At 55.6% G+C, this 24484-nt stretch carries 18 protein-coding genes; 4 read left to right on the top strand and 14 right to left on the bottom strand.

Annotated elements, in window-relative coordinates:
* Positions 1 to 68 precede the first annotated feature (68 nt).
* A complete protein-coding gene (locus LAO76_16020) occupies positions 69 to 1661 on the top strand; it encodes an AsmA-like C-terminal region-containing protein (protein MBZ5492436.1) in 1593 nt (530 codons plus the stop codon).
* 15 nt (positions 1662 to 1676) lie between these two features.
* On the opposite strand, the gene LAO76_16015 is transcribed toward LAO76_16020, so the two are convergent.
* From LAO76_16015 to LAO76_15985, 7 genes are all read right to left on the bottom strand, one after another.
* Positions 1677 to 4181, bottom strand: coding sequence for a hypothetical protein (locus LAO76_16015; GenBank protein ID MBZ5492435.1), 2505 nt, complete (start codon positions 4179 to 4181; stop codon positions 1677 to 1679).
* A 31-nt stretch (positions 4182 to 4212) separates the two neighbouring features.
* Positions 4213 to 5262 (bottom strand): prepilin-type N-terminal cleavage/methylation domain-containing protein, encoded by a 1050-nt coding sequence (locus tag LAO76_16010; protein MBZ5492434.1) that lies wholly within the window; start codon positions 5260 to 5262, stop codon positions 4213 to 4215.
* A gap of 10 nt (positions 5263 to 5272) precedes the next feature.
* Positions 5273 to 5848 (bottom strand): prepilin-type N-terminal cleavage/methylation domain-containing protein, encoded by a 576-nt coding sequence (locus LAO76_16005; protein ID MBZ5492433.1) that lies wholly within the window; start codon positions 5846 to 5848, stop codon positions 5273 to 5275.
* Positions 5839 to 6435, bottom strand: coding sequence for a prepilin-type N-terminal cleavage/methylation domain-containing protein (locus LAO76_16000; protein MBZ5492432.1), 597 nt, complete (start codon positions 6433 to 6435; stop codon positions 5839 to 5841). The genes LAO76_16005 and LAO76_16000 overlap by 10 nt, the downstream gene beginning before the upstream one ends.
* Before the next feature lie 380 nt (positions 6436 to 6815).
* A complete protein-coding gene (locus LAO76_15995) occupies positions 6816 to 8060 on the bottom strand; it encodes a DUF1501 domain-containing protein (protein MBZ5492431.1) in 1245 nt (414 codons plus the stop codon).
* A 170-nt stretch (positions 8061 to 8230) separates the two neighbouring features.
* Positions 8231 to 10309, bottom strand: a complete 2079-nt coding sequence (locus LAO76_15990) for a DUF1800 domain-containing protein (protein MBZ5492430.1) — start codon at positions 10307 to 10309, stop codon at positions 8231 to 8233.
* 283 nt (positions 10310 to 10592) lie between these two features.
* Positions 10593 to 11918, bottom strand: coding sequence for an HD domain-containing protein (locus LAO76_15985; protein ID MBZ5492429.1), 1326 nt, complete (start codon positions 11916 to 11918; stop codon positions 10593 to 10595).
* A 183-nt stretch (positions 11919 to 12101) separates the two neighbouring features.
* Here LAO76_15985 and LAO76_15980 point away from each other — a divergent pair, with 183 nt between their 5' ends.
* Together LAO76_15980 and LAO76_15975 are read left to right on the top strand one after the other, a co-directional pair.
* A complete protein-coding gene (locus LAO76_15980; GenBank protein MBZ5492428.1) occupies positions 12102 to 12659 on the top strand; it encodes a DinB family protein in 558 nt (185 codons plus the stop codon).
* Positions 12660 to 12796: 137 nt separating this feature from the next.
* Positions 12797 to 14032 carry a hypothetical protein gene (locus LAO76_15975; protein ID MBZ5492427.1) on the top strand — a complete coding sequence of 412 codons (1236 nt, stop codon included), beginning with the start codon at positions 12797 to 12799 and terminating at the stop codon, positions 14030 to 14032.
* A gap of 83 nt (positions 14033 to 14115) precedes the next feature.
* Here LAO76_15975 and LAO76_15970 read toward each other — a convergent pair whose 3' ends face one another.
* From LAO76_15970 to LAO76_15945, 6 genes are all read right to left on the bottom strand, one after another.
* Positions 14116 to 14742, bottom strand: a complete 627-nt coding sequence (locus LAO76_15970; GenBank protein MBZ5492426.1) for a DinB family protein — start codon at positions 14740 to 14742, stop codon at positions 14116 to 14118.
* A gap of 265 nt (positions 14743 to 15007) precedes the next feature.
* Positions 15008 to 15625, bottom strand: a complete 618-nt coding sequence (locus tag LAO76_15965) for a DinB family protein (protein ID MBZ5492425.1) — start codon at positions 15623 to 15625, stop codon at positions 15008 to 15010.
* Between the two features lie 22 nt (positions 15626 to 15647).
* Positions 15648 to 16898, bottom strand: a complete 1251-nt coding sequence (locus tag LAO76_15960) for an MFS transporter (protein MBZ5492424.1) — start codon at positions 16896 to 16898, stop codon at positions 15648 to 15650.
* Between the two features lie 39 nt (positions 16899 to 16937).
* Entirely contained in the window at positions 16938 to 18410 is a 1473-nt protein-coding gene (locus tag LAO76_15955) for an APC family permease (protein MBZ5492423.1), read from the bottom strand.
* Positions 18407 to 18781: a hypothetical protein gene (locus LAO76_15950; protein MBZ5492422.1), complete on the bottom strand. Its 375-nt coding sequence runs from the start codon at positions 18779 to 18781 to the stop codon at positions 18407 to 18409. The genes LAO76_15955 and LAO76_15950 overlap by 4 nt, the downstream gene beginning before the upstream one ends.
* A 37-nt stretch (positions 18782 to 18818) precedes the next feature.
* Positions 18819 to 21554, bottom strand: coding sequence for a PIG-L family deacetylase (locus LAO76_15945; GenBank protein ID MBZ5492421.1), 2736 nt, complete (start codon positions 21552 to 21554; stop codon positions 18819 to 18821).
* A gap of 684 nt (positions 21555 to 22238) precedes the next feature.
* Between LAO76_15945 and LAO76_15940 the strand changes: the two genes are divergently transcribed.
* Positions 22239 to 22712 (top strand): VOC family protein, encoded by a 474-nt coding sequence (locus tag LAO76_15940; GenBank protein ID MBZ5492420.1) that lies wholly within the window; start codon positions 22239 to 22241, stop codon positions 22710 to 22712.
* A 9-nt stretch (positions 22713 to 22721) separates the two neighbouring features.
* Here the strand turns inward: LAO76_15940 and LAO76_15935 are convergent, their stop codons facing one another.
* Entirely contained in the window at positions 22722 to 24314 is a 1593-nt protein-coding gene (locus LAO76_15935) for a PAS domain S-box protein (GenBank protein ID MBZ5492419.1), read from the bottom strand.
* Positions 24315 to 24484 lie beyond the last annotated feature (170 nt).

Raw genomic sequence — 24484 nt, 5'->3', positions numbered from 1 at the left:
TTTAGGTGAGTGGAAAACGAGAGCGGCTGCTCGAGTGCTCCTGAAATTCCGCATCCAAGTAGATAGCCATGCCGTCCACAGAAGTCGCACTTCCTGAAAAAACCACAGCGACGAGAGCGCCTGCTCAAAAATTTCGCTGGATTCTGTTGGCTGTTTCAATTTGCGCGGTTGCATTCCTCATCATCATGGCCATGAAGTGGCCGTTTACCAGAGAAGCCATGACCAAACGGCTGGAGCGCGCATCGTCCGCGCAGGTGGAGATGCGCGGGTTCCACAGCACGTATTTCCCTTTCCCAGGATGTGTTGCTGAGGACGTTGTATTTCGGCAGAAAACTTCCGCCCCGGGACAAAAGCCGTCCGAACCCATCATTACGATCCGCAAGCTAACCATTGAAAGCACCTTCTCCGGGCTGTTGAGCAAGCCGGGAAGGATTAGAAGAATCATTGCCGATGGTCTGCGCATCCACGTGCCCCATGAGGGTGCAAACCTGCACAGTGAAGAGAGCTCAGGCAACGATCAGACCATTATTGAAGAGCTTCGCGCGGACAACGCTCTGCTTGAACTGGCGACCGGCCAGAACGGCGAGAACAAACTCGTCTTCCAGATTCATCATGCCCTTTTCCATGAGATTGGAGGACGCAACGCAGTTCCCTTCCAGGTGTCACTGCGTCTTCCCGTGCCGCCGGGAGAAGTGGAATCCAGCGGCTCCATAGGTCCATGGAGAGACCAAAAAGGAACGGTGCGCAGCACGGCAATTTCAGGTAAATACGTGCTGACCCGGGCCGATCTTGGCGTTTTCAAGGCGCTGGGCGGAATTGTTTCTTCACGCGGTGAATTCTCAGGCAATCTGGAAAAGTTAAACTTGGCCGGAATGACGGACACACCGGACTTTGAAGTGAAAGAGAGCGGACATCCGTTTCACCTGAGTACCCAATTTCGTGGCGTGCTCGACATGAAAAATGGCGATCTGTTTCTGCCTTCGCTTGAGGCCAGACTGGGCAACACCAATTTGCTCGCCCATGGCAGCGTTTCCGGCAAGCCAAAGATCGTCACCCTTGACGTGACTCACGGCCAGGGAGAGATTCAGGACTTGATACTTCTCTTCTCTGACGCCAGGACTTCACCTCTTGTTGGCCCGGTTGTATTCCAAACTCACGCTGTGCTTCCACCGGAGCACAGGCCGTTCAAAGAGCGGGTGCGCCTGAATGGAAATTTCAGCATCGCCCGTGCGCGCTTCACGTCCACGAATACGCAGAAAGATGTTGACCAACTGAGTGAACGTGCTGAAGGGAAAAAAGACAAACAGAAGGATTACGACCAGGACGACGACGAAAATGGTTTTGAGCGTGTGCTCACTGACCTGAAAGGTGACGTAGTAATGAAAGACGGGGTGGCGACGTTTTCACCCGTCTCCTTCGCCGTGCCCGGCGCTGAGGCTGATATGAAAGGCACGTACAATCTGCTCAATAAGCGCATTGCCCTAGGAGGCAAAATGCGCATGCTCGCGACCGTTTCACAGGCCTCTACCGGAGCGAAATCAATCTTCCTGAAAATACTTGATCCTTTTTACAAGAAAAAGAAAAAAGGCGCGGGCGCGGAAGTGCCGATCAGAATGACCGGCACTTACGGCCACACGCATTTCTCAGTGGGGCTCAAGTAACCGCCCGAGTAGCTTTTACCGGGGCTTCAGGTCCTGCACCATGTCAACGTTCACCACGTCAATAAATCGCGGCGTTCCCGGAGGCATCTTGCTGGGATCCGTGAAGTCAAGGTCGAAAGAGTAATTACGGCCCGGCGGGTTATAGACCATGTTGCAGCATTTAAACGCGCCCACACCGTATTGCGAGAAATAGAGGCTCACGAGCGAACCCTCATAGTTTGAAGTCTGGCCGCCCCATTCTTCCAGGTAGCGCAGAAAGTTGTGGACGCCGCCATCGGTGCCAAAATCGTTACCGGCGCCGGAAGGACGCGGGAACGGAATACTCTTTCCGGAGGCGATTGCCACTCGATATGACGTTGTGCAGGCCTGCCTGCCCGTTCCGTTGCCGGCTGGACTGGCCAAAGAAGCGGTGGCTGGACAACTTGCGGTTCCCGCCGCGGTGCGCGGATTGAACATGCTCTGCTCATTGCTCCAGTTCTTTGAAAGCAGAGTCACTGTATCCGCGATGACCGCTGACGATGCATGCGGATCGCCGAAACCGGCGGCATCGCTCGCGTTGTAGTTACCCAGAATATAAGCAGGTTCTTCACTGGCGACGGTAAACCCGCCGGCGTTGGCGAGAAAGTTAATGGGCAGGTTCCCCAGTGTGCCGTTTTCAATCACAATGGCGTGGCGCGCGCCGCTCACACGATTCATGCGGCCCACGGTGGAGCAATCCAGCGCCGCGGTGGGATCGCCATTCGATACCGCAAAAGCATTGCCAAGGTTCCCGGCGCCATAGGTCTGCAGCTTGCCGTCGCCGTTTACATCTTCGCCGGCATCAAGAGAGCTATTGGAAGCGCCCGTGCCGCTGCTGGGATTAATGAAATCCTCATAGCCATAGTCGCCATGTTTGACGGTAATGGTTGCCGTGGGATCAGGATCAGCCAGCATGCCGCGATGGTCCGAATAATACAGGATGTATCCGTTCTGGCTCGCGGATTCCACGCTCTTACCGTTCGTTCCTATCGTGCCGACCAGCCATTTTTTGAGGTTGCCCACGTCGATCTCAGTGGAGGTCATAATTCCGCCAACAGAGCACGTGGTTCCCGTGAGTGGATTTTCGCGGCGCTCACCTTCACGCGTATCATAGAAATTCAACGGTGCCCACCAGTATTTCGTAGGCCCTGTTGTCAGCAAGGTTCCCCTGGAACTGCCAGGGTTTTCTCTGCGCTGTTGCAGAATCATGATGGCGTTGGGGTTCTCTGTGTTCGCCCGGCCATGTTCGGAATCAGGGGTCTGCAGTCCGCGCGAAAAGCCGAGGTCGAGCCATTCCTGGGTAACGTTCTGGTAGGTGCCGTCTGCCTTGCGAAACTCCACACGAACCCATCCGCCCAGAATGGACCAATCGCCAGTGGCTCCAGCAGGACGCTTCCAGTGATTGTCTACTGTGTCATTGGCCGCGCCAATGCAGCCAGCGGCAAAACACGTATTGGGTGTATCCAGTGAAAGATCGCCCGCCTCTGCTCCACCGGGCAGGTCTGCTGCTGTATCAGCAAACAGTACCCTGATTTGCGCCTGCGAGTACAAACGTGAGGAGCCCAGATTGCCGGTTGGATCTTCACCCGGCAACGGTTCACGGATGATCTCAATGGGCGCGCCATCAGCCACAAACGGCAAAGTCAATTGCGCGGCGTGGTGAACCAGATTGCCGAAGTACGTGCTCTGCGAAAACGTGTCCCATCCCGACGTGGGAGAACTGCCCTTGCCGCCAACCAGGCTGCCCTCAGTCACGGCCAGCGGACGACAGGAATTTGTGGGAGTGCCGCAACCGTTGGGCGCGGTCGGCACGTCGACTGTTCCGGTATAGTTTCCGCTCGTCGTCAGGCCGTTTACCAGTGTTTGACGAATGACTTCCCCATGGGCTGTAAGCTTGTCATGGAAAGTAAGCGTCGAACCGTTTCCCTCTGCCAGGTAAAGGTCGCCGTTGGTGTGGACACGTCCGCCGAAATCAAAATTCGGTCCGGCAAAATAACTCAGGTCACTATCTGAAAAAACGCCAAACTGAAATACGGGAATCTGCGCCACTTCAACGTCGCGCGTCATGTGCGCCTGGGCGCCGGAAACGCGCGTTGCAGTCACATCCAGGTTGATGGGTATGATCTGCGCGGAAAGGCCGGCAAAGTCGCCTGCGCTGATGGTCTGAACGTGGCTTTGCGGGCTGCCGTCAGCATTCGCCACCACGTTGAAAACGTACTTGTACCCAACGTCGGGGAGGACTGGCTTATCATTGCCTAGACCAGCGATGGTGGCGGCTGACGGTGATTTGGTTTTCTCGTAGAGCGCTCCCAGATCAGCCGTCATTTTTTCCATGCCGGCTTCCGCATCGTAATATGCCAGGTTACCTTCCTGGTCAGAGCCGCCAATGCGCTTTTCCGTCCGCACGGTGTATGACAGGGTTATCGCCATGGCTGAAAGCAGGACGAGAAACAGCAGCACGCCGATTAAAGCAAAGCCCTTTTCACGAGTTTTTCCAGACATCACCATACCTGCTCCTGACTTGTAAACGAACTCACTTGTACCGGTCGCGAAAACTCAAGTTCCGCGGACTTACGGCTGCGGCCAAAGTAAGATGACTCAAGGATTTCGTTGGTCCCACCTTGCGCGTTGAACGCAGATTCAGCACGACATTTACTTTTCGAACGAGACCCGGCGTGCCATTTGCGGTCTTGCTGTTAGTGATCAATGTGCTCGACGAGTTGTTTGCCGTATCGTCATACACGTCATACGTGACCTGCAGATTTTCTACGCCATCCATGACTGGGACCGGCTGCTGGCCGTTGACCTGTCGCATGAGTTGCCAGTTGTCATCGTCATTGCCAAAGGTGCCATCCGGGCCGGCATTTTGTTGCAGGTAATAGCTGATCACAAGAATTCGGGCAGCTGTTGTTGGCGGATATTTGTTCCCCGGACCCGGGTCCTGCAGCGCGGCAATATTTCCATTGGCTGCGTTGGGCTGATTGATGTTGAGCGGATCAGAATTGCCGAACACCAGAGTGTTGCTGTTGGCGAGCACATTGGTCACCATGCCGATGGCGCTGCCATGCACATTGCTGAGAATAATCAGATCGCCGATATTGACGCCGGCAACGTTCGCGAGATCAATCTGCGATCCTGCGGGCGTGATGTTGGAAGCCGTACCCAGGTTTAAAGTCCGGTCAAGATAAACAGTTGTGAGGGCATCCGGCGTGCCTTGCTGAACGTTGCCGTCATTTGGGTCGGGCAGCACGGGATACATGTGGTTCCCTGGGAAGAAGTGATTCCTGAGGAAGCAAACTCCTCCCGCACAAGCCAACAGTGATTTCGTGGAGTTGGCGCCGGTGGGCAGCTGAACACCGCCGACGGGCATTCCGGTTCCCGATAGGCTGAGATCTTTAAGGATGCTGTTGATTGCCGCGCGGCCATCCTGCTGCATTTCAGAGCGCACCGTGACCAGATCTGTGATCTGAAGCGCCTTGATAACCAAGCTGCTTCCAGCGGCGAGAACGATGCTTGCCACCAGCATCGCCACGAGCGCTTCCATCAGCGACAAACCTTGTTGGCCTTTTTTTATTTTGCTCATGATCTGCTTCCTAACGGTACTTGGAGATATAAGCGCTGATCTGGTATTGCCTTGTCCCGTACTGCGGGACCGTGTACTTCACCGTGACGGTGATCAGCCGCAAGTTGTTGTTCACCGTAGTCGTTCCAGTGAGAAAGACCGGGGACAAGATGATGCGGCGCTGGAAGTTGTTCAACGGCTGGCGAATATCATCCACCGTCCCCAGGATGCCGTCCGGGCCAGGAAGCATGATCGCGTCGATCTGCGAGCCGGCGCTGTTGCTGTCATCGTCCGTGTTGGCGATCCCGTCGGCTCCCGGCGGATCGTAGATCGGCGCAAAATCATCCAGGAATATGCCGCCATTGGCCTTGTTGTTGATCTGGCTGAAGTCAATCTGCGCCGAATCGCGCGCGCTGAAAACGCTTTCTAGTCCTTCTTTGGCCTTCGCCCGGGCAACCAAATCTTCTTGTGACATCTGCAGATTGCTCAACGAATACGCGAACAGAGAGAGCACGCTGAGAAGTCCCGTGGCCAGCACAATGGCGGCAACCATTGCTTCCATCAGGGTGAAGCCCCGCTCTTGACGGGCCTTGCGGCTTACTCCCATATCACACCTCCACCCGGCTTCGGTCCCAGTCTCCAGCCACGAATACGGCCGGTGGTGCCCAGGAGCGTGATCGCGCGTGCCCCCGTCAATTCATTAGGCCGAGCGACATAGATTACGCCGTCATTCGTCCGGCCGGCTGCGTCTAATGCGGAGCCATCAGGCTGGAAAAAAATTGTGGTGCCGCTTCCACCAGCGGCCCGGTCAAAATCGATTGCGACATTCCCGTTGCCAAGATTGTCCGGTGTAGGCGTGGGCGGAGTTGGCATTCCCGCCACAATTGTGTACTGGACATCCGGCGGCAAGGTGATGGTTTCCGTCTGCACCGGAGTACCATCGGCAAATGCTTGCGTGACCGATATTGTGCCGGGAGCTGTAAAATCCACACGGCAAACAGTCCGCTTGTCAATGGCAACCTGACGCGCAAAGCGCAGCTGGTCCAACGTGTTCTGGTAAGCGGTTTCCACGTGCGAACCCCGCACCGCGCCCGCAACGTTCATGACCGCCACGGCCCCGCCAGCCATAAGAATTGCCACTGTGACCAGAAGTTCGGTCAAGCTAAAGCCGCCCTGAGATTTGCTGATACGCACCAGGTTCTCTCCTTGCGATTCGTCGAGCCGAAATGGTTTAACTACATTTTGTAAAGAGAAAGCTGTTAAAGCCTGTGGGGAGATATCTAGAAGTTACTTTGACCTCAAAGGAGCGTCAATTGCCGCAAGGACACTGCAAATGCAAAGTTGGGCCATGTACTTTAGGTAGAAATAGTGTTTGTAGCGGCGCAAACTACAGAAGTTACGAGACTTAAGCTAGAAGTCGCCCAGCTGTCGATCGCCCGGTGTTTGAGTCGGTCGAGGACTTTGCTGGAAAGGTCCGCGGCCAGACTTTGAGGAGACAGGCCGTCGGATCAAGGCCGGCTGAACTTGCTCGTTCGCATTGCCAGCTTCACGCCGCTCCGCTGATAAGGAAAAGACTATCCCAGATACTTCAGGAAATCTTTCGGCGTGCTCTTATCGAAGCCCGGAAATACTTTGGTTAGATTCTTATTGCCAAGATGGTTAGCCACGGCTTCACTGAGAATCTGCCGGAAGTCTGTCGTTACGGCCAAATCGCGCTCTTCATAAAGTTGTTCTTGCTGCAGGCCGGGCCAGCGGCCATAGATCCTGCCGCCTTTTACCGGGCCGCCAAGAACAAACATCACATTGGCGTGACCGTGGTCGGTGCCGCGATTTCCATTTTCACGCGCCGTGCGTCCGAACTCTGACATCGTGACGATTACTGTGCCTTCCGCAAGGTCTCCCAAGTCGGTCCACAGCGCGGCAATCGACTGCGAAAATTCGCGCGTAAGATTGGCGATCTGTCCTTGCACGTTGCCTTCATTTACATGGTGGTCCCATCCTCCGATGTCGGCGAATGCCACCTCAACGCCCAGATTCGCTTTGACCAGTTGCGCTACCTGGCGAAGGCTGTCACCAAAGCGGCCGTTGGGATAGTTTGCGCCGGCGGCGGGCGAATATTTTTCCGGATCGGCAGAGCGCAGCATCTTTACCGCTTCAAATGTCTCGTTGCCCGTGCCATGCAACACTGAATCGACGGACTGCTCATACATGGCTTCAAAAGTATTGCTGGCCACGCTGGCTTTCGGCCCACGTCCGCCCACGGCAAATGCGCGAATGTTATCCATGGCGACTGCCGGGACCGAGCCGCTGAGCGTGCGCGGAAGCGCGCCGCCCATGGCCACGGCACGGAAAGGAGATGCATCAGCCTCCTTCACGCCTGCAATCGCCCGATTCAGCCAGCCGTCTTCAGTGGACTTTACCCCGGGAGTGCCTGATTCCATGTAATCCTGCGCATCAAAATGCGAGCGTGTGTTGTCCGGCGAGCCCGCCGCATGCACGATGGCGAGATGCTTTTGGTCCCACAGCGGCTTGAATGCGGACATCGACGGATGCAAACCGAAGAAGCCGTCGAGGTCGAGCACGCTTTGCCGAGGAATAGCGATGCTCGGGCGCATGTTGTAATACGCCTGTTCGCCATAAGGCACCACGATGTTCAAGCCGTCAGCCGCGCCGCGCTGAAAGAGCACGATCAGGCGCTTTGCGCCCGGAGCAGCGGTTTCCGCGGCATACACTGCGCGCGTAAGGAAACCGGGCACAACGCTGGTGCCCACAATGGCCAGCGCGCCGTTCTTCAAAAAAACTCTACGAGTGATCGACATGACGTTGCTCCTCAGCTTTCGGCTTTGGGATATCAGCCTTTGGCCCTTAGACTTTAGCCAGTTCTGTTCTGCTTGCCTTCAGCTAATCGTGCTTGCTCCTGCTTGCCTTTAGCCAATCCTGCACCTATCGAAAAAACAAAAGCTAACGGCTATTGCTAATGGCTAACTGCTTACCTTCTCTGAAATTCTGGCGAGCCCATAATCAGCCCGGCAATCGCGCCATAGTTTGATCTCTTATCCGCGTCGTCCAGTTTGCGCTGGGAAATCTGCGGATCGCCCAACTGTTTCTGTATCACTGCATGGGTCTGCGACGAAACATCACCCGCAAGTATTGATTGCTCCAGTAATGCGAGCGCCGATTGTGGATCAGCCGGTGCAGGGCCGGGGATCAGGGCTTGCGGATCGAGCGATGTTCCCGGCAGCCTGCCTGAGGCAAGTTGCAGCGCAAAGTTCATGCGGTTCAACAGCGCTGACGAGTTGACCCACGTTTCCGCCTTCATGGAATAACCCGTGGGCGGCTGCATCGCATAGAGCGGCATGCCCATGCGATTGAGGATGGCAACAAGTGGGAGCGCATTCTGGATGTCCGCGCCGGAGGCGCGCGCCGCGGAGGCCACAAACTCAAACGGCGTTTTCATCTTGGCGCGGTAGGCATCGGCGGCCCAGAATTCAGGCGAGTGGAACATGGTGCGCAACACTTCGCGTATGTCCCCATCCTTCTTCAAAAACGTTTCCGCCATGCGGTCCACCAGGGCTTGCGGCGGATTGTCGGAAACAAACCGCATCGCCAGCTTGCGCGAAATAAATTTGGCCGTCGAAGGATGATGTGCCAGCACGTCCAGCATCTCCTCGCCTTCTTTTTCACCGCTCTCGCCGATCTTGCGTCCCAGGACATATTTAGGCCCGGGCTCATGCGCACGCTCATTAAATTTAAATTCGCCGCCCAACTGCGGCCGCTCAATGGTCCACCCTGTAAGCACCTTGGCCAGTTCCGTAACGTCTTTTTGCGTATAGCCGCCATCCACGCCAAGCGTGTGCAGTTCCATGATTTCACGCGCGTAATTTTCGTTCAGTCCGCTTGGACGGTTCTTCGCTTGCGGCCTTGGCCGCGCAAAACGCCCGCGAGGTCCCCGGAAACGTCCGGGGCCATATAGCGCGAGCTCAGAATTCGGTCCCACGCTCTGCCAGTTGTCCAGATAAAAAAGCATGGCGGGACTCTTTGCTGTCGCGGCCAGAATATCTTTGAATTTACCCAGCGCGTGCGGACGGATCACGTCACGCTCATAAGCGCTCACCATGTAGCGGTCCGGCCCTTTACCGATGAAGACGTTGAAGTGGTTGAACCAGAAATCCGTCATCACCTCGTCAAGCTGGCGGTTGCTGTAGATGGCACGCAGCAGCTTAGCTTCAGCTAGTTCGCCCAGCACTGCCTGTGGCTGGATCATCGCTTCCACGGTCTCGCGCTGCTCTGGCTTCATGTCATCCACTAGCTGCATGGCGCGCGGGCCTTTGTAAGTCTTGGCCAGATCCAGGCGTTCTTCGACTGGCATTTTCAGGATGGCTTTATAACGGTCGTCAGGCGGCAACTTTAATAGACGATCTGTATCCAGGTCGGCATACATCGCGTCTTCACGCTTGCGCTGATCTGCGGTGGGCAAAGGCTCATTGCCAGCGGACATATCCTGTGATGCGTCTTTTTGATCGCCAACGCTTTGTGTAACTATGGCCGGTTGTGCTTTCGCCGCGGACATTTCAGGATCGCCCACAGCGGCATTGCCCATGGCGACTTTGTCTTGTTTATTCTGCTGGCGCTGCTGATAGGCTGCCATGCGCGACTCATAAACCGCTTTCTTTGCGGGATCGCGCGGCATGGACATGCGCCCGTTCTCAATCGCTTTCAGCACCGGTGGCGGAGGGAAATTTTCCACCATCTCCTTGGTGCTCATCTTCAGCGTACGGAAAGGCTCCAGCCGCGATTCCAGCGCGGCATCATCAATTTTTTCCGGATGCAGCTGTTCGTCAAACCATTTTTCCAGCCCTTCAGCCCGCACGCGTTCAACATCGGCGGGACGCACGCCAAAGGTAAAACGGTTGAGCGCGTGGACGATGCGCTTGTCGTCTTCCATAGGCGCCGCAGCGACGGAATCAGCATGTTTTGCTTTGGATTTCTTGTCGCCGGCAAACAGCACAGCGGTGGAGATCAGCACAATGAGGCCCAGCAGAATCAATTGCTTGCGCGCAGCGGGCATAGATGCTCCAGGAACTCTTCTTAGTCAGGAAATATTAACCCTACGGTAAGCAAAAGTTGTGAAGAAAGAAAGATTACGACAGGGTGACCCGCCCGCGCGTCATGCGGTTTTTCTAAAATCCCGACCCTGAGCTTGCCGAAGAGGAGGGGGACCCTATAGTCTGCAAAATCTATCACTCATGAACGCATATAACCTAAGAACAATAAATTACATGCTCACATCGTCAGGGGAAACAATTTTTATGAGGGTAGGGTTCCCTCGCTTCGCTCGGGATTACAGAAAACTACGACAGCGTTACCCGCCCGCGCGTCATGCGGCGATGCAGCTCGGAAACCATGTGATCGATATCCGGAGGCGAAATGTTGCAGGCCACACTGGGGTCAAGAAACATCTTCCGTGTGCGGGTTTCCCCGGCCGACGCCCACGGGCGCGGCGGCGAGACATGGCTTACAGCATCGCGACGCAGTTGCACCAGCAGAGCTTGAACAACTTCGCCATCCAGCTTGGCCGGCGCCAGCCAGCTCAATTGCGCGGCAGCCTCACCCAGGGCAAGCTTCTTGCGATACGGGCGCTCGCTCAACATGGCGTCAAATGTGTCCGCCACCGCCACGATCTTTACCGGCAATGAAACTTCGTCATTATGAAGGCGATCAGGATAGCCGGAGCCATCGGCGCGTTCATGATGTGAGCGCACTACTTCAGGGATCTTGGGCCACGGGAACTGCACAGTGGAAACAATGCGATGGCCCTGCACGGTGTGGTCTGCCATTTCCTGGAATTCGCCGGGCTCCAGCGCGCCGGGTTTGCTCAGTAGGTGTTTATCCACCGTCACCATGCCAATGTTGTGCAGGTAGCCGGCGGCGCGCATCTCGCTGGCCTCAGCGGCGCTCATGCCCAGTGATTCCGCTATGCCTGCCGCGTAGCGGCCCACGCGCAAAGAATGGCCGTGCATCTGTACGGCTTTCACATCAATCGTTGCGGCAAAAGCTGCCAAAGCGTCGTCCCAGAAAGAGTGGACAGAAGCGATCAATTTCAGATTGTCGGCCGTACGCTCTTCCAGTGACATCATTAACTGGTGGTTGTACATGGCCAGCGCGATAAACGGGGCCAGGTCGCCAATCTGCTTCAGCACCTCCGGCGTGTACTCCGCTCCGGCTTCACGCTCGCCCAGCAGCAGCGCGCCAATCAACTTGCCATGGACCTTCAACGGCGCAATGCACCGGAACCATACGCTGGAGATATTTCCCGTGGAACTTAAGAAGGTGTCACAGCGCTCGCGCGAAATTCTTTGTGGCCCGGTGACGTTGGTCAGGGCATGCACATGCTTGGAAAGCAGTGGGAAGACGGCGGTTTGGGGGAACACGACAAAGCCTTGCGCCGCGATGGACGCCAGCATGGCCGGTTTTTCCTGGAAGCGAAATAGCGCGCCTGAGCCGGCCCGTATTGCCGCCATTACCACTTCCAGCGCGCCATTGGCGGTCTGGGAAAGGTCTCGCTCACCCGTGAGCACGGGACCCAGTTCGGCCAGGACCTGGGAAGCGAGCAGCGGAGGCCTGCTAGTAAAAAAGGAGTCGGCCAATTTTTCGAGCGGCGCGATCTTCCAGAGCACCTTAGCGTAGCAGCTTAATTCCCAATCAGAAAGGTCTAAGTATCGGGATGGTTAACAGGAAAGGCTTTGCAGGCTTACTTTCTCCAGGAAGCCATAGATTTGGAACTAAAAACACTACACAGTTTGCCCGCAAGTCCAATCTGCTGTCGCGTTCTGCCTTTGGCACCATGTACGGAGACAGCTATGACGTTTGCGCGAATGGAATGCCTGATGCTGCTAGACTGCACCGCTCTAGTATTTGGCCAGGTGAGAAAGAGTACGCCGCCAATCTCGGTGGAAGAAGTCTTTAATAGGTCCGTTGACGGGTCTGAACGAGCGACCTTGGCGCTGGCAGAGAAAATGCCCGATTGTCGTTATAACTTTGTGCCTACCCGCGGCGAGTTCAAGGGCGTCCGCACGTTTGCTAAATTAGCAACGCACATCGCAGTCGCAAACTACCAGATGGGCGCCGCCTTGCTGCGAGAAACAGTGCCGATCGAACCCGGCCCGCACAACAATGGCCCCGATTCGCTTCGCAGCAAGGCCGACGTGGTGCAGTTTTTGCGGGAATCGTTTGTCTATCTGCACAAGGCAATGGCCACGGTCAACGAACACAATCTTATGGGGGTGGTGGAGCTGCCTGGAGGCGGCCGGGCACCTCGTCTTTCCATTGTGACCGCGGCTATCGCGCACCCGTGGGATATCTATGGGCAAATGATTGAATACCTGCGGATGAATGGCATTGATCCAGAAAGGAGCTGATCTGATCCGTCAAATGCCAGCTTTGCCGTAGTGCGTTTGAACAGGACCTGAGAAGCTGCTGTTGGTGTCTAAAGCATGAAGCGGCGACAAACAATCGCTCAATCTCTGCAGAAATTTGCTGGAATGATCTGACTCGAATGAAGCCAACTCCAACCTTTGTCCTTTGCGCTGTATTGTTCCTTTTGCTGTCTTTGCCTGCAATGGCACAGGCTGACAAGGCAGCGAACGCGAGAGAGTACCAGCCGCCAGACCTGCATTACCAGCTTGCCACTAAAGATGGCCGACTCATATTTCATTTAGGCGAGATCATTGAATTGGAAGAAGCCTACTCCGCCGAAGTGCCAGATAAATATCTTCTCCTCAGCCAGCCAAAGAAAGTCAACGGCCACGCCGCCCAAATGACCATTGAACCGAACCATGGTGTAATCGATCGGGTCCTGGATGAAGGCGTGCGCAGCGTTGAATCCATTATGCATGCGAACTGTGGTGGTGTTGGTGGTGGGATCGGGAGCGGCTGCGCCGATTGTGATACACAGTCGCGACTTTCATCTTCTCCGATAAAGATTCCGTTCAATTTGACGCGTCAATTCCAGATCACTCAACCTGGACACTACTTTCTTCAGACAAAGGCCGCAAACGTGGTTTTGGCGCCTACAGCGGAGCAACTGAATTCCCCGATCACTCTCACGTCCAACATTCTTGAAATCGAAGTCGTCGAAGACCCTCTATGGTCCAGGGAGACTCTTGCGGCAGCAATCGAACAGTTCGAAAAAGCAGAAGCAAAATATGTTTCTCACGGATGGGACAAATTGGCCATGAGTCAGATGGGTACCGAGGGAATCGGTGAACGCATAAATCTGGAAGGCGAGATGCAAGAGGCCGCTGAAAAGATGAAACTCTTGGATACCGAGGAGTCTCTTGCTGAAATCGTTCGACGTTATGATGGAGCCAACATCGGCTGGGATTATTACCGTTATATCCTCTACGATGGAATTATTCAGTCCAAACACAACTCTCTAGCCATTGATTTGCTGTCAGAAAGAATGCTGCAACCTGACTTCTGGGTGTCCGAGAGAGTAGTCGACCAGCTGACAGCGATGAAAGTCCAAAGTGAGTTTCCAGCGGCGTTTGATCGCAACGATTCTTCTTATAGGAAACAGTTTTATCCGGAAGCACGGAGAATCTTGCACGACTACGTCCTCGCTGTAGGAAAGAGTTTGGCCGAGAAAGATTCCAATGCTTACGCGCCCAGCTTGAATGTATTCAACCTCTATGCCCCGCAGGATTTTTGCACTGGCCATCCTCTTATTTCCAGAAGCGAGATGCAGGGGATCAACCAGCAAATCCGCGTGTACGAAGAGAGTTCAAAGTAGAAATTGCTCTGCCAGAAAACGAGAAAACACGGAGGCCCCGTTACCTACCTCCGTGTTCCTCTGTGCTATCTGTGGTTAAGTCTTTAGTTGCCCCGGCTCGCCGGCGGAACAATTCCATTCATGCGCAGGTATTCGACCATCTGGCCGTATTCGTCGGCGTCATGAATGACCGCTCCCGAAGCTACGAGCAGCCGCGGCTGTGTGCCCCGGAAAGAGGGCACCTGGTCAAGCGCATTTTGCGGTGTGATCATTTTGGCGGCCCGATGTCCCACAGCAAACGAGTCTTTCAGGAATTGGATGATCTCGGCTTTGGTTTTCAGCTCATCGGGGCCATTTCCACCCTTGATGTTTTCCGGCATCTTTTCTCCGGTCACGCGGCTCCAGAAGAAATAGTTGGCTGCGGCTGTGTGCTTTATCAGCTGAGCGAAGGTGCGGACGTCTTTGTAAGTGGCGTTAGGAATATTCAGGCTGGCCGGAGTGAAGTCAAACTTGTCCGCCGGCATGGCTTCCGCTGCGTCCACTACGTTCTTCTCGTATTGGCTTACCTGGCGGTCGACTAACGCGGAGAGACTGGTAATAGGCGCGGGTGTGGCTTGCGCTTGCGGCGCAGGTGAGGCAGCAGGGGCGGCTGGCTTTGTTCCGCCTTGGGCAAACGCGCTCACGGCAAAGATCATGATAGCCAGAAGACAAAACACTCTCATCTGTTTCATTTTGAAACTCCTCATATATGCAATCTCAAGCGACGAAGAAAGATATCACGGGCTTGGCCTCTGTGCTACCAAAGCAGAAACCACAAAGGACCCGAAGCAACACAAAGGGGCAACTTTAGTACGCGCGGCGCCCGAATTTAGATTTGAAATATCAAACTTTAAATCTCCCGATTTCATCGGGCTGTTTGGCATTCGTAAACACGGTCACTAAAAATATCTTTTAGCGCACCTACCTTCGTGTTCCCGTCCTTTGTGGTTAAGAGACTTAGTTGCCACCCCGGCTGGCTGGCGGAATGATGCCGTTCATGCGCAGGTATTCCACCATCTGCCCATAGTGATCAAAGGCGTGGCCCACGGCAAACGTGGCGCAGAAGAGCTTCGTTGTCTGTCCTTGTCCAAACGGGCTGGGAACCTGGGCAATCACATTTTCCGCGGTTAAAGACTTCGCCGCTTTGTGCCCAACCGCGAAAGAGTCTTTCAAATACTTCACAATCTCGGCTTTCGTCTTTAGCTCGGAAGGGCCGTTGTCTTCCTTGGACTCGATTGGCGACTTGTCGCCGGTAATCGCGCCCCACAGCAGATAGTTGGTGGCGGCTACGTGCCTTACCTCCTCGGCAAACGTCTTCACGGTCTTATATTCACTGCCGGGGATGTTGAGGGTGATGGGAGTGAAATTGAACTTGTCGTCGGGCATAGCCTCTGCCGCGCCCACAAATTCTCTTTCGAGGTTGCTGATTTCCTGGTCAACAACGGATGCGATGGTTGGAGGCGCAGTCTTCTTGGCCTGTGCATTGGGCTTAGCTGCCGGTTTGGCCGCCTGCGCAAACGCGCTCATGGCAAAGCAGGCCAGCGCGAGCAAACAGAAAATTCTAAGATGTTTCATGTTGTTCTCCTCTTTCTCTCATTTATGCATTGGTGGATTGCTGTAAACGATACCACGGCGAGAGCAGCAAGCCGGCAGTCAGAGCAATGGCCGCGAAAGTAAGCGTGAAGTGCACTCCCGCGCTGGACGCCACAGCTCCCCAAACCGCGCTGCCCAAAGCCAATCCGCCCTGCAGGACCAGCACGTACATTGAAATTACGCGCGCCCGAACCCAGTGCGGAGCGGCCGTCTGTGCGGCGAGGTTCAGCGTCGCGAGAATACTGATCCATGCCAACCCTGCTGCCGCGGAAAATGCCGATGCGACTGCGAGCGAAGGCGAACGCACCAGCCCACAAAGCGCAACGGCAAAAACTAATGTTGCGTAGGCGATGACTGCATCGGGCGAGAGCAGCCGCCTCGCGACGGCAAGAACTCCCGTCCCGCCGAGCGCGCCCAGTCCAAAGAAAGCCAGCATTGCGCCAAAGCCTTCCGCGCCAAACTTGCTGGCAATCAGCGGAAGCAATGCCCAGAACACGCTGGCAAAAATGGAAAACAGCAGCGTGCGCACCAGCACGGTGCGAATACGCGGATCCCGCCGTGCGTAACGCAACCCGATGCCGATTTCTCCCATGAACGTGGCGGCCCCATTGCGCGGCTTCGCTTGTGCGGGCTTCCAGTGATAGAGAAATAGAATCACGCCAAAGAATGAAACCGCGTTGAGCAGAAAAGCCCAGCCTGATCCGGTAGTGCCGCAACAGATGGTGGCAATTAACAAACCACCCAGCGCGGGACCAATGGCGCGGGCGATATTGAAGCCCGCAGAGTTGAGCGCCACCGCAGATGCAAGTTGGTTTGGTGGAACAAGGTCGGGAGTGAGTGCTTGCCATGCAGGATCGTTCATCACCGCGCCCACGCCCAGCAGGAAAGTAAAGACCAGGAGAATTTGCGGTGTCACGGTTCCCGTGAGCGTCATGATTCCCAAAACGGTAGCGGCCGCCACCATGGACGCCTGGGTAAAAAGCAGGAACTTGCGGCGATCAAAAATATCCGCCAGCGCGCCGGCCGGCAACGCGATCAACAGCACCGGCAAACTAACGGCTACCTGCACCAGGGCAACCCACATTGGAGAACTTGTGAGCGAAGTCATGAGCCAACCGGTGGCCACGTTCTGCATCCAGCTTCCGGTGTAAGAAATCACGGCGGCAATCCACAGGCTGCGGAAGAGCGGCTCACGCAGAGGCGAGAGAACGGAATCATGGATCGCTACAGGCTGAACTGAAACCGGACTTTCCATGGGTATAGCGGGCCTCGTGGGGCTGGCGGACATGACAAATCATTGGACTGCTTCTCCCACAGGATCGTGAGCAGGCTGCCCGGAAAACGGCCATTCCTTGCGCTGCCAGGAACGCACCAGGAAGAGAATGATCCCAACAAAGGCGATTGCCGCGCCAAAGCGAATTTCTTTCAGATTGGGACGGGCGTAAAGGATATAGACAAAGCCCAGCGCTGCCAGCAACGCGGGAATGGGATAAAGATACATGCGGAAAGGACGCGGGAATTCCGGATGTCGCGAGCGCAACAGCAGGAGCCCGAATACCTGCATAAGAAATTGCACCATAATGCGGATCACCACCAGCGCCGCGATCAGGTCCTGCAGGCGCAGCATGCAGAATACGGTGGTAACCAATCCCAGTGTCAGCAATGAGCGGTGCGGAAAATGATGTTTGGGATGCAGCTTGGCATAGGCCCGAAAGAAGTTGCCATCTTCAGCGGCGGCGTAAGGCACGCGCGAATAGCCAAGCATGAGCGAAAAAACGGAAGCGAACGCCGTCCACATGATGAGGAACGTGCCGAACATTCCCCACCACGTCCCAAATGTGCGTTGCAGCAGCGTGGAGGCGATGTAATAACGCGCTTCATTGGCGCCTATCTGGTCCAACTCCTGCCATGGCAGCACGCCCAATATGCTGATGTTCATCACCAGATAGAGTGCGCCGACAATCACAATGGAAAGCAGGATGGCACGGGGAATGTTGCGCTCCGGGCGCTTGATCTCCGCTCCCAGAAAACACACGTTGTAATAGCCCCAGTAATCATAAGTAGCCAACAGCATGGCCGCGCCCAGGCCGGTGATAAAGCCGGAAGAGAAATTAAACGCGCCGGGGGCAAACGTGAAAGCGCGCGCGCTATTAAAGTGGCTCAAGCCGGCCACGATCACCAACAGGATTGCGCCGAGCACGCCCACGGAAAGATAACGAGCAAGCTGTCCAATGACTGATACGCGACGATACAGAAGCCATAACGCGAGCAGACAACTTCCCATCGCAACAAACGTGCCATGAGTAATAAAGAGGCGAAATTCCAAAGCGCCCATCGGCCCCAATCCCAATGAAACTGTGTGATCGGCGACCACGTGCGCAAGAGACGGCCAAACAAATTCTGCGTAGCGCGCAATTCCCAGACAGCCGGAAGCAATAGAGAGCGGCGCACTGAAGATCAGCTGCCAGACGAAGAGGAATGACATCAGGCGGCCGAGCCGTTTTGCGCCGTAGCTTTCTTTTAGATATTGATATGATCCACCCGCCTGCGGCATGGATGCGCCGAGTTCCGCCCAGACCAGACCGTCACACATGGCCAGCCCCGCGCCCAGCACCCAACCCAGCATCGCTTGCGGGCCATGCATAGCATGAATAATGAGTGGGATCGTAACAAATGGCCCCACTCCGATCATGTCAATGATGTTGAGCGCCGTGGCTTCGCGCAGATTGACTTCGCGCGCCAGACCCGGCTGCGGCGGAGGACTCATTGCAACTCCTGTGTCGTTTCGTTCTGATAGAAAAGGTACAGTTCGAATACCGCAAGAGCGAGCCAGCCAGTGCCAAATATCCACAGGCGGCCAGCTAGCCAGCCATTCAAAGGATTCATGAGTGCTTTAACGAGGTAAAAAAGGGCCAGCAGAAAGAACAACAAAGATAAATAAAAACGTTGCCAGCGAGGGATGCTCAATGATTCCTTGTCCAACCTCCTTTTAAGAAGGATGAGCAGAAAACACGCGATGTATGCAATGGAAAAAACAGACGGATATTTTGCGGCAGCCATGGCGAAATAGAGGGCAGCCGCGGAAAGAACAACTACTCCGAACATGCTAACCGTGTCACGGATCTTTCGCGTGGTCATGCGTGGTACATACTCCTGAAATCGTGCATCGACAGCCTTACTTTTCCTGATGTCCCGCGCTGACCAGGTTCACAAACAGACGTATTGCTCCGGGAACTCCCGCAGGAAGCTGGCGAGAAAATCCATACGCGGAGAAAATGTAAATGCCTTTGCCAAAGTGTGCCAGCAACAGGCCGCCTTTTTGCGGCGGCTCGCCCGGGTCATTGCAGGCTAGCAGCGGCTTGAATTGCGGATCCCATTGAGACATGAAGTAAAGTCCGCGCTCCTGCACCCAGCCGTCAAAGTCTTTTTGGGTGATCTTGTTCGGCCAGTTAAAGACGCGCTCTTCCGGCGCAAGAATTTCCACCGGCTGCTCTTCCACTGAGACACGCACATTGGCCTCGGTCGCGGGGTATGGCGTGTAATGTCCTTCATTGAACGCGCCGGTGCTCTGGTTGTACTGGACGATGAGCGTTCCGCCGTTGTTCACATAGTCCAGCAGGCGGCGGTTGTGTTCGCGCACATCGGTCCGTGTGTCATAGGCACGAATGCCAACGATGATTGTTCCGTAGCGGCTGAGATCGCCCGAGGCTAGCTCCTGCGGCGTGATGATCGCGGTGTTCAATCCAACGCTTTGCAGCACGGAAGGAATTTCGTCGCCAGTGCCCATGATGTAGCCGACCCTGAGCTGCCCCGGCAGCTTTACGTCAACCGCTTGCACGTTTTCAGTCGCGGGTCGATAGGCGGGGTAGGAATCAAGATCGGGGCGAGTGATGATCTTGAAGCCTTCAGCATACTGTTTGCCGTTGTATTCCGCGCGCGCTGTGACCTTGTATGTGCCTTCATGCAGGTTCTGCGGCGTGATCTGGAACGCGTAATTATTCATGTCGCCATCATGATCCAGGTCGACGGCAATTTCGGCTGGTTCAACCTTCCAACCTTGCGGCGTATCTAGTTTAAGCTTGGCATGGATCGCGCTTTGCACATTGCTGCGGACGCTCACACCAATCTGCGATTTTCCCGTCCCGCCAACCGGAGCGACGACGACCGGCGATGTCAGCAACACGGAGATCGGCGGGCCAACCGCCAGAGGCCGCTCTGACTGGCCCAGCGTGGGATCAATGAATTTGATCTTGGCGACGGCAGAGATTTGGCTCGGCGCCGGCTTGTTGCCGTCCATTATCGAGAAATTTGCGAGGGCGTGTACTGGGTAAGGCGGCCAGGGCATGGTAAGCATGCACAAATTGCTGATGGTGTAGACCGTTTCCGTCTCCGGATCAGCGCGGGTGAAGTAGGGTTTTGTGTAGCGGGCATTCTCCGGAACGGTGATCCTAAACTGAACCGCGGCAACTTCGCCTGGCGTCAAAGTGGGCCGCGCATTTGAAGCAGGCGTGACCTGTTCGCTCTTCCAGCCCTCCGCTACCTCCACGCGAAAATCCTGGGGCGCGATCACTGTTTTGCCGCGATTGTATAGGCGCGCAGTCATGGTGAATGTCTGTCCGGGGACGGCCAGAGGCATAGTCTGCTCCATGCGGGGAAAGTAGGAAGGCCCCGGCGGCGGACCGGGAGGATCCACGGAGACTTCAAAGGAGATGCCCAGCGCCTCATTGGCGGCATCGCGGAACTGATTCTGTTTGGTCCAAAGCGCGATCTCAAGCGCGCGTTTGGCGGCGGGCGAGAGTCCCCGCTCACTGCTTATTTCGTTGATCAAATGTTCCGTCTCCGCTTTACCGCCAAGCAGGTCCGGCGCGCAGGCCGAAGGGTCTTGCAACGAAAGAGCTTTACTGGCTGCCTCGATATGTTTCTGCAAAGACTCTAGCGCTGGCCGCAGGAACGGAACCTTCGATTCCTCCGCGCCAAGCCGCGAAGCGAGCCCGACCAGCGAAGTGTCGATGCCATCAAAGAAATCTGCTTCATGCGCCGCCGGCTTGGGCAGCGTGGAATCCGTGAGCTTGTAATAGGTATAGCGCGGGCCTGGAGGGACGCGGATGCCGCCGGTGCCCTGTGACGTCTGGTGCGACAGGCCTTCCAGCGCAAACTGCGTGTACGACATGCCGAGCAGCGGAGAGTACTCTCCGATGTTGAGCTTGACCGTGTAGTCGTCGTCAGCCACATTGCCGCCCTGGAACATGCGCGGCGGATTGCCAACATAAAGCTTCTTTGCCTGCCAGGGCAGAAGGCCTTCTTTGATTTGATCGGGGAATTTGTTGGGGTCGGCGGCAGCCCGGAAAGCCTCCACGGTGAGAATAGCCGAAGCCTGGTGATGGCCATGACCATCGCGCGGCGTGCCGCTGAAGCGCGCGATCAGCACGTCCGGCCGGAAGGTGCGAACGGCGCGCACGAGATCGCCCAAGGCGATGTCATGCCCGTGCCACTTGTTGAAGGTCTCATCGGCGGTCTTGGAGAAGCCGAAGTCGGTCACGTGGCTGAAGCGCTGCTCCACGCCGTAATACTTGTCAGCTTCAAGAAGTTCCAATGTCCGCAGGATGCCGAGCTCATCAGAGCTTTCCGTGCCGAATTTATTCTGGCCGCCTTCGCCCCGCGTGACGGTAAAGAGCAAAACGCTCGCGCCTTTGCCGCGAGCTTCGAGCGTCAGCAGGCCGCCGTCTTCATCGTCCGGATGGGCGACTACCTGCATGATGCGCGCCGTGGTCTTGAGCTTGGTGAGCAACTGTGCCAGATGGAGCGAGCCCAGGTCTTCCGGCAGCGGACGTGTGTCTGAATGAAGGGTGGAAGCAAGAAGGAAAAGCAGGCAGGCACAAGCCAGGGCCTGGCGGATGAGCTTTAAGCGCATGGCGACCATTGTCTCTGTTAGAGGGCATTTCCGGCAAACCGGGTGCAATTTTGTGGCGGGCAAAGAAGCTCGTGCGCCAAGAAAGCCCACATCGTGGGTACCAAAAAAATGATTCAATCGTCTATGGAGAAGGGTATGGGTGCGAGTTATGGCCGGCTTACCGATGGGCTGGCCGCAATTGCGCCAGGAGGAACAAAATGACGATGCAGGCAACAGCACTGGGCACAGAGCCCCGCAATCTCTGGCGCAGCACAGGCGCGATAATTCTGGGATTTCTTGGCGTAGTTGTTCTTTCGCTTGGTACAGACGAGGTACTGCATTTGCTCAAAATCTATCCACCGTGGGGACAGCCGATGTTTGAACCGCGATTAAACCTTCTGACATTGTCGTATCGGATGGTTTACTCGGTGCTCGGGAGCTATATTGCGGCAAAGTTTGCCCCGCGCAATCCCATGCGTCACGCGCTGATTCTGGGAGCTATAGGATTCGTTTTGAGCGTGTCCGGAGCGATATTTGTCCTCACTCACACAAATATAGGCCCTGTCTGGTATCCGGTCTCACTGGTGGTCACCGCTTTGCCGTGTGCCTGGCTTGGTGGGGTTCCTGTATCAGAAGAAGTAGCTTCGCGGGGGTGTGCTGCCGGTATCAAAATAAGAATCGAAATAAAACAGGAGGGCCCTTCACATGTCAAAAATCACTCCCTTTCTCTGGTTTGATGGCCAGGCCGAAGAAGCGATGAATCTTTATATCTCGATTTTCAAGAATTCAAAGGTGGTAACAGTCGCACGCTATGGCGATGCCGGTCCAGGGCCAAAGGGCAGCGTAATGACAGCAGCATTTCAACTGGATGGCCAGGATTTTGTCGCCCTCAACGGCGGGCCGCAATACAAATTTACGCCGGCCATTTCATTCGTGGTGAACTGCGAAGCGCAGCAGGAAGTGGACGAGTTGTGGGAGAAGCTTTCGGCCGGCGGACGAACAGACCGGTGCGGGTGGCTGCAAGATAAATTCGGCGTGTCCTGGCAAATTGTGCCGACGATCCTGAGCAAGCTGTTGCAAGATAAAGACCCGGCAAAAGCAAAGCGAGTAATGCAGGCAATGCTGCAGATGGACAAGATTGATATAGAAAAGCTGAAGCAGGCGGCTGAGAAGGGATAAGTTAGAGCATTATAGGATTTCCCGGATTTTGCGCGCCAGTTCATCGAACTCGTAGGGCTTTTCCATGAAGGCTTCCGGCCCGGAAGGGTCGCTATCTTCAAATGCCCGATCGGCGAAGCCGGAAACATACAGGACCTTCATATCAGGCCGCTGGGTTTTAAGTTGCTGGGCCAGCTCATTACCGTTCATACCTGGCATGAGGACGTCAGTAAGAAGCAGGTCAATCTTATGCGTATATCGGCTGGAAATCTCCAGCGCCTTGAGCGGGAGGTTCGCCGTCAACAGGTGATAACCCAGGCCGCTCAGGAACTCTCGCGCCAGTTCCAGCAGAGGTTCGTGGTCTTCCACCAGCAGAATGGTTTCTGTTCCGCGTAGCGATTCAATGTCCTTCCTGGGAGCCACCGTCAACTCACTTGGCGCGTCCGGTTGAACGCGAGGCAGAAATACATGAAACGTGGTTCCCTTGCCGGGCTCGCTTTGCACACTGACGCCACCGCCGCTTTGCAGCACAATTCCATACATTGACGCCAAGCCCAAACCGGTTCCCTGGCCAAATTCACGCGTGCTGAAGAACGGCTCGAACAGCCGCGCTTTCACCTCCGGCATCATCCCCTCTCCTGTATCGCTCACAGAGAGCAAAACATAATTGCCCGGCATGAGATTGGGATATTGGGGCGCGCTCTCGTCATCGACGTCAACGGTGGAGACGGCAAAAGTCATCTTGCCACCCTCCGGCATTGCGGCCTGCGCATTGGAAGCCAGAATGGCCATGATCTGTTCAATCTGTGCAGGATCAGCCTTGATCCATGCAGGTTCGGCAGCCGGCAGCGTGATTATCTGGATGGTGTCTTCCAGCAATTTCGAAGCTATCTCACAGTTATCCTTGACGACAGCATTCATGTCCAGGAAGCGAAGCGTAAGCACCTGCCGTCGCCCAAATGCCAGTAACTGGCGCGTCAATGCGGCTGCACGCTTGGCTGAAGTCGAAATTTTTGCCACGTAATCCCTGGACGATGCAGATTCCAGCGACGGCAGCAAAAGCTCAGAATAGCCAAGGATCATGCTGAGCAGATTGTTGAACTCATGCGCCACGCCACCGGCAAGCCGTCCCAGCGCTTCAAGTTTTTCCGCCTGCCGCAGGCGCTCCTGGGAAAGCTTGAGCATTGCTTCCATATGAGTGCGCTGGCTTACGTCACGCACAATCGCGATCACGCTTTCCGCGCCGTGGGAGCTGTTTGGGCTCAGGCTGATTTCAACAGGGAGAAGCGTGCCGTCTTTTCTCTGGACTTCCAATTCCAGTCCCGGTCCCATGGGGCGCACCTTTGGATTTCCAGCATAGCCCGCGCGATATCGAGTGTGAACAGACCGCTTGCTTTCCGGAACAAGCATTTCGATCGTCTGGCCCATGAGTTCGGCGCGTGTATACCCAAAGATCTGCTCCGCGGCTGCGTTGACCAGAGTGATGCGCCCATTAGAGTTAACTTCAAGAATGGCGTCCGGCGCGGCTTCCAGCAGGCGGCCAAACCTATCTTCATTCGAACGCAGCGGCGGGGCCGGTTCGACACCAATACACACTTCGGGATTTGCTTTGGGCAAGGGCATGTCTAAGCTAGCTTTTCTTTAGAGTGCATCTGGAACCACCAAAAGAGATGTGACGGATGTCACAGGAGAGAGGCTGGGTTTCGAGGTTATCGCTACTCAATGGGACATGGCTTAGAACTTCAGGGACGCGCGTGGGAACGTGGAGTTCCCGCGGTCGCCGCAAATACAGT

Source organism: Terriglobia bacterium (genome assembly GCA_020072645.1).
GTDB lineage: Bacteria > Acidobacteriota > Terriglobia > Terriglobales > Acidobacteriaceae > Angelobacter.
Note: the sequence above shows the minus strand (reverse complement) of the source record. Positions and strands in the feature narration are given on the sequence as shown.

Bases quoted from the DNA above. Each gene is read 5' to 3' on its own strand.
- LAO76_16020 (MBZ5492436.1), top strand. From the start codon at position 69: ATGCCGTCCACAGAAGTCGCACTTCCTGAAAAAACCACAGCGACGAGA.
- LAO76_16015 (MBZ5492435.1), bottom strand. From the start codon at position 4,181: ATGTCTGGAAAAACTCGTGAAAAGGGCTTTGCTTTAATCGGCGTGCTG.
- LAO76_16010 (MBZ5492434.1), bottom strand. From the start codon at position 5,262: ATGAGCAAAATAAAAAAAGGCCAACAAGGTTTGTCGCTGATGGAAGCG.
- LAO76_16005 (MBZ5492433.1), bottom strand. From the start codon at position 5,848: ATGGGAGTAAGCCGCAAGGCCCGTCAAGAGCGGGGCTTCACCCTGATG.
- LAO76_15995 (MBZ5492431.1), bottom strand. From the start codon at position 8,060: ATGTCGATCACTCGTAGAGTTTTTTTGAAGAACGGCGCGCTGGCCATT.
- LAO76_15990 (MBZ5492430.1), bottom strand. From the start codon at position 10,309: ATGCCCGCTGCGCGCAAGCAATTGATTCTGCTGGGCCTCATTGTGCTG.
- LAO76_15980 (MBZ5492428.1), top strand. From the start codon at position 12,102: ATGACGTTTGCGCGAATGGAATGCCTGATGCTGCTAGACTGCACCGCT.
- LAO76_15975 (MBZ5492427.1), top strand. From the start codon at position 12,797: ATGAAGCCAACTCCAACCTTTGTCCTTTGCGCTGTATTGTTCCTTTTG.
- LAO76_15970 (MBZ5492426.1), bottom strand. From the start codon at position 14,742: ATGAAACAGATGAGAGTGTTTTGTCTTCTGGCTATCATGATCTTTGCC.
- LAO76_15965 (MBZ5492425.1), bottom strand. From the start codon at position 15,625: ATGAAACATCTTAGAATTTTCTGTTTGCTCGCGCTGGCCTGCTTTGCC.
- LAO76_15960 (MBZ5492424.1), bottom strand. From the start codon at position 16,898: ATGGAAAGTCCGGTTTCAGTTCAGCCTGTAGCGATCCATGATTCCGTT.
- LAO76_15955 (MBZ5492423.1), bottom strand. From the start codon at position 18,410: ATGAGTCCTCCGCCGCAGCCGGGTCTGGCGCGCGAAGTCAATCTGCGC.
- LAO76_15950 (MBZ5492422.1), bottom strand. From the start codon at position 18,781: ATGACCACGCGAAAGATCCGTGACACGGTTAGCATGTTCGGAGTAGTT.
- LAO76_15945 (MBZ5492421.1), bottom strand. From the start codon at position 21,554: ATGCGCTTAAAGCTCATCCGCCAGGCCCTGGCTTGTGCCTGCCTGCTT.
- LAO76_15940 (MBZ5492420.1), top strand. From the start codon at position 22,239: ATGTCAAAAATCACTCCCTTTCTCTGGTTTGATGGCCAGGCCGAAGAA.
- LAO76_15935 (MBZ5492419.1), bottom strand. From the start codon at position 24,314: ATGCCCTTGCCCAAAGCAAATCCCGAAGTGTGTATTGGTGTCGAACCG.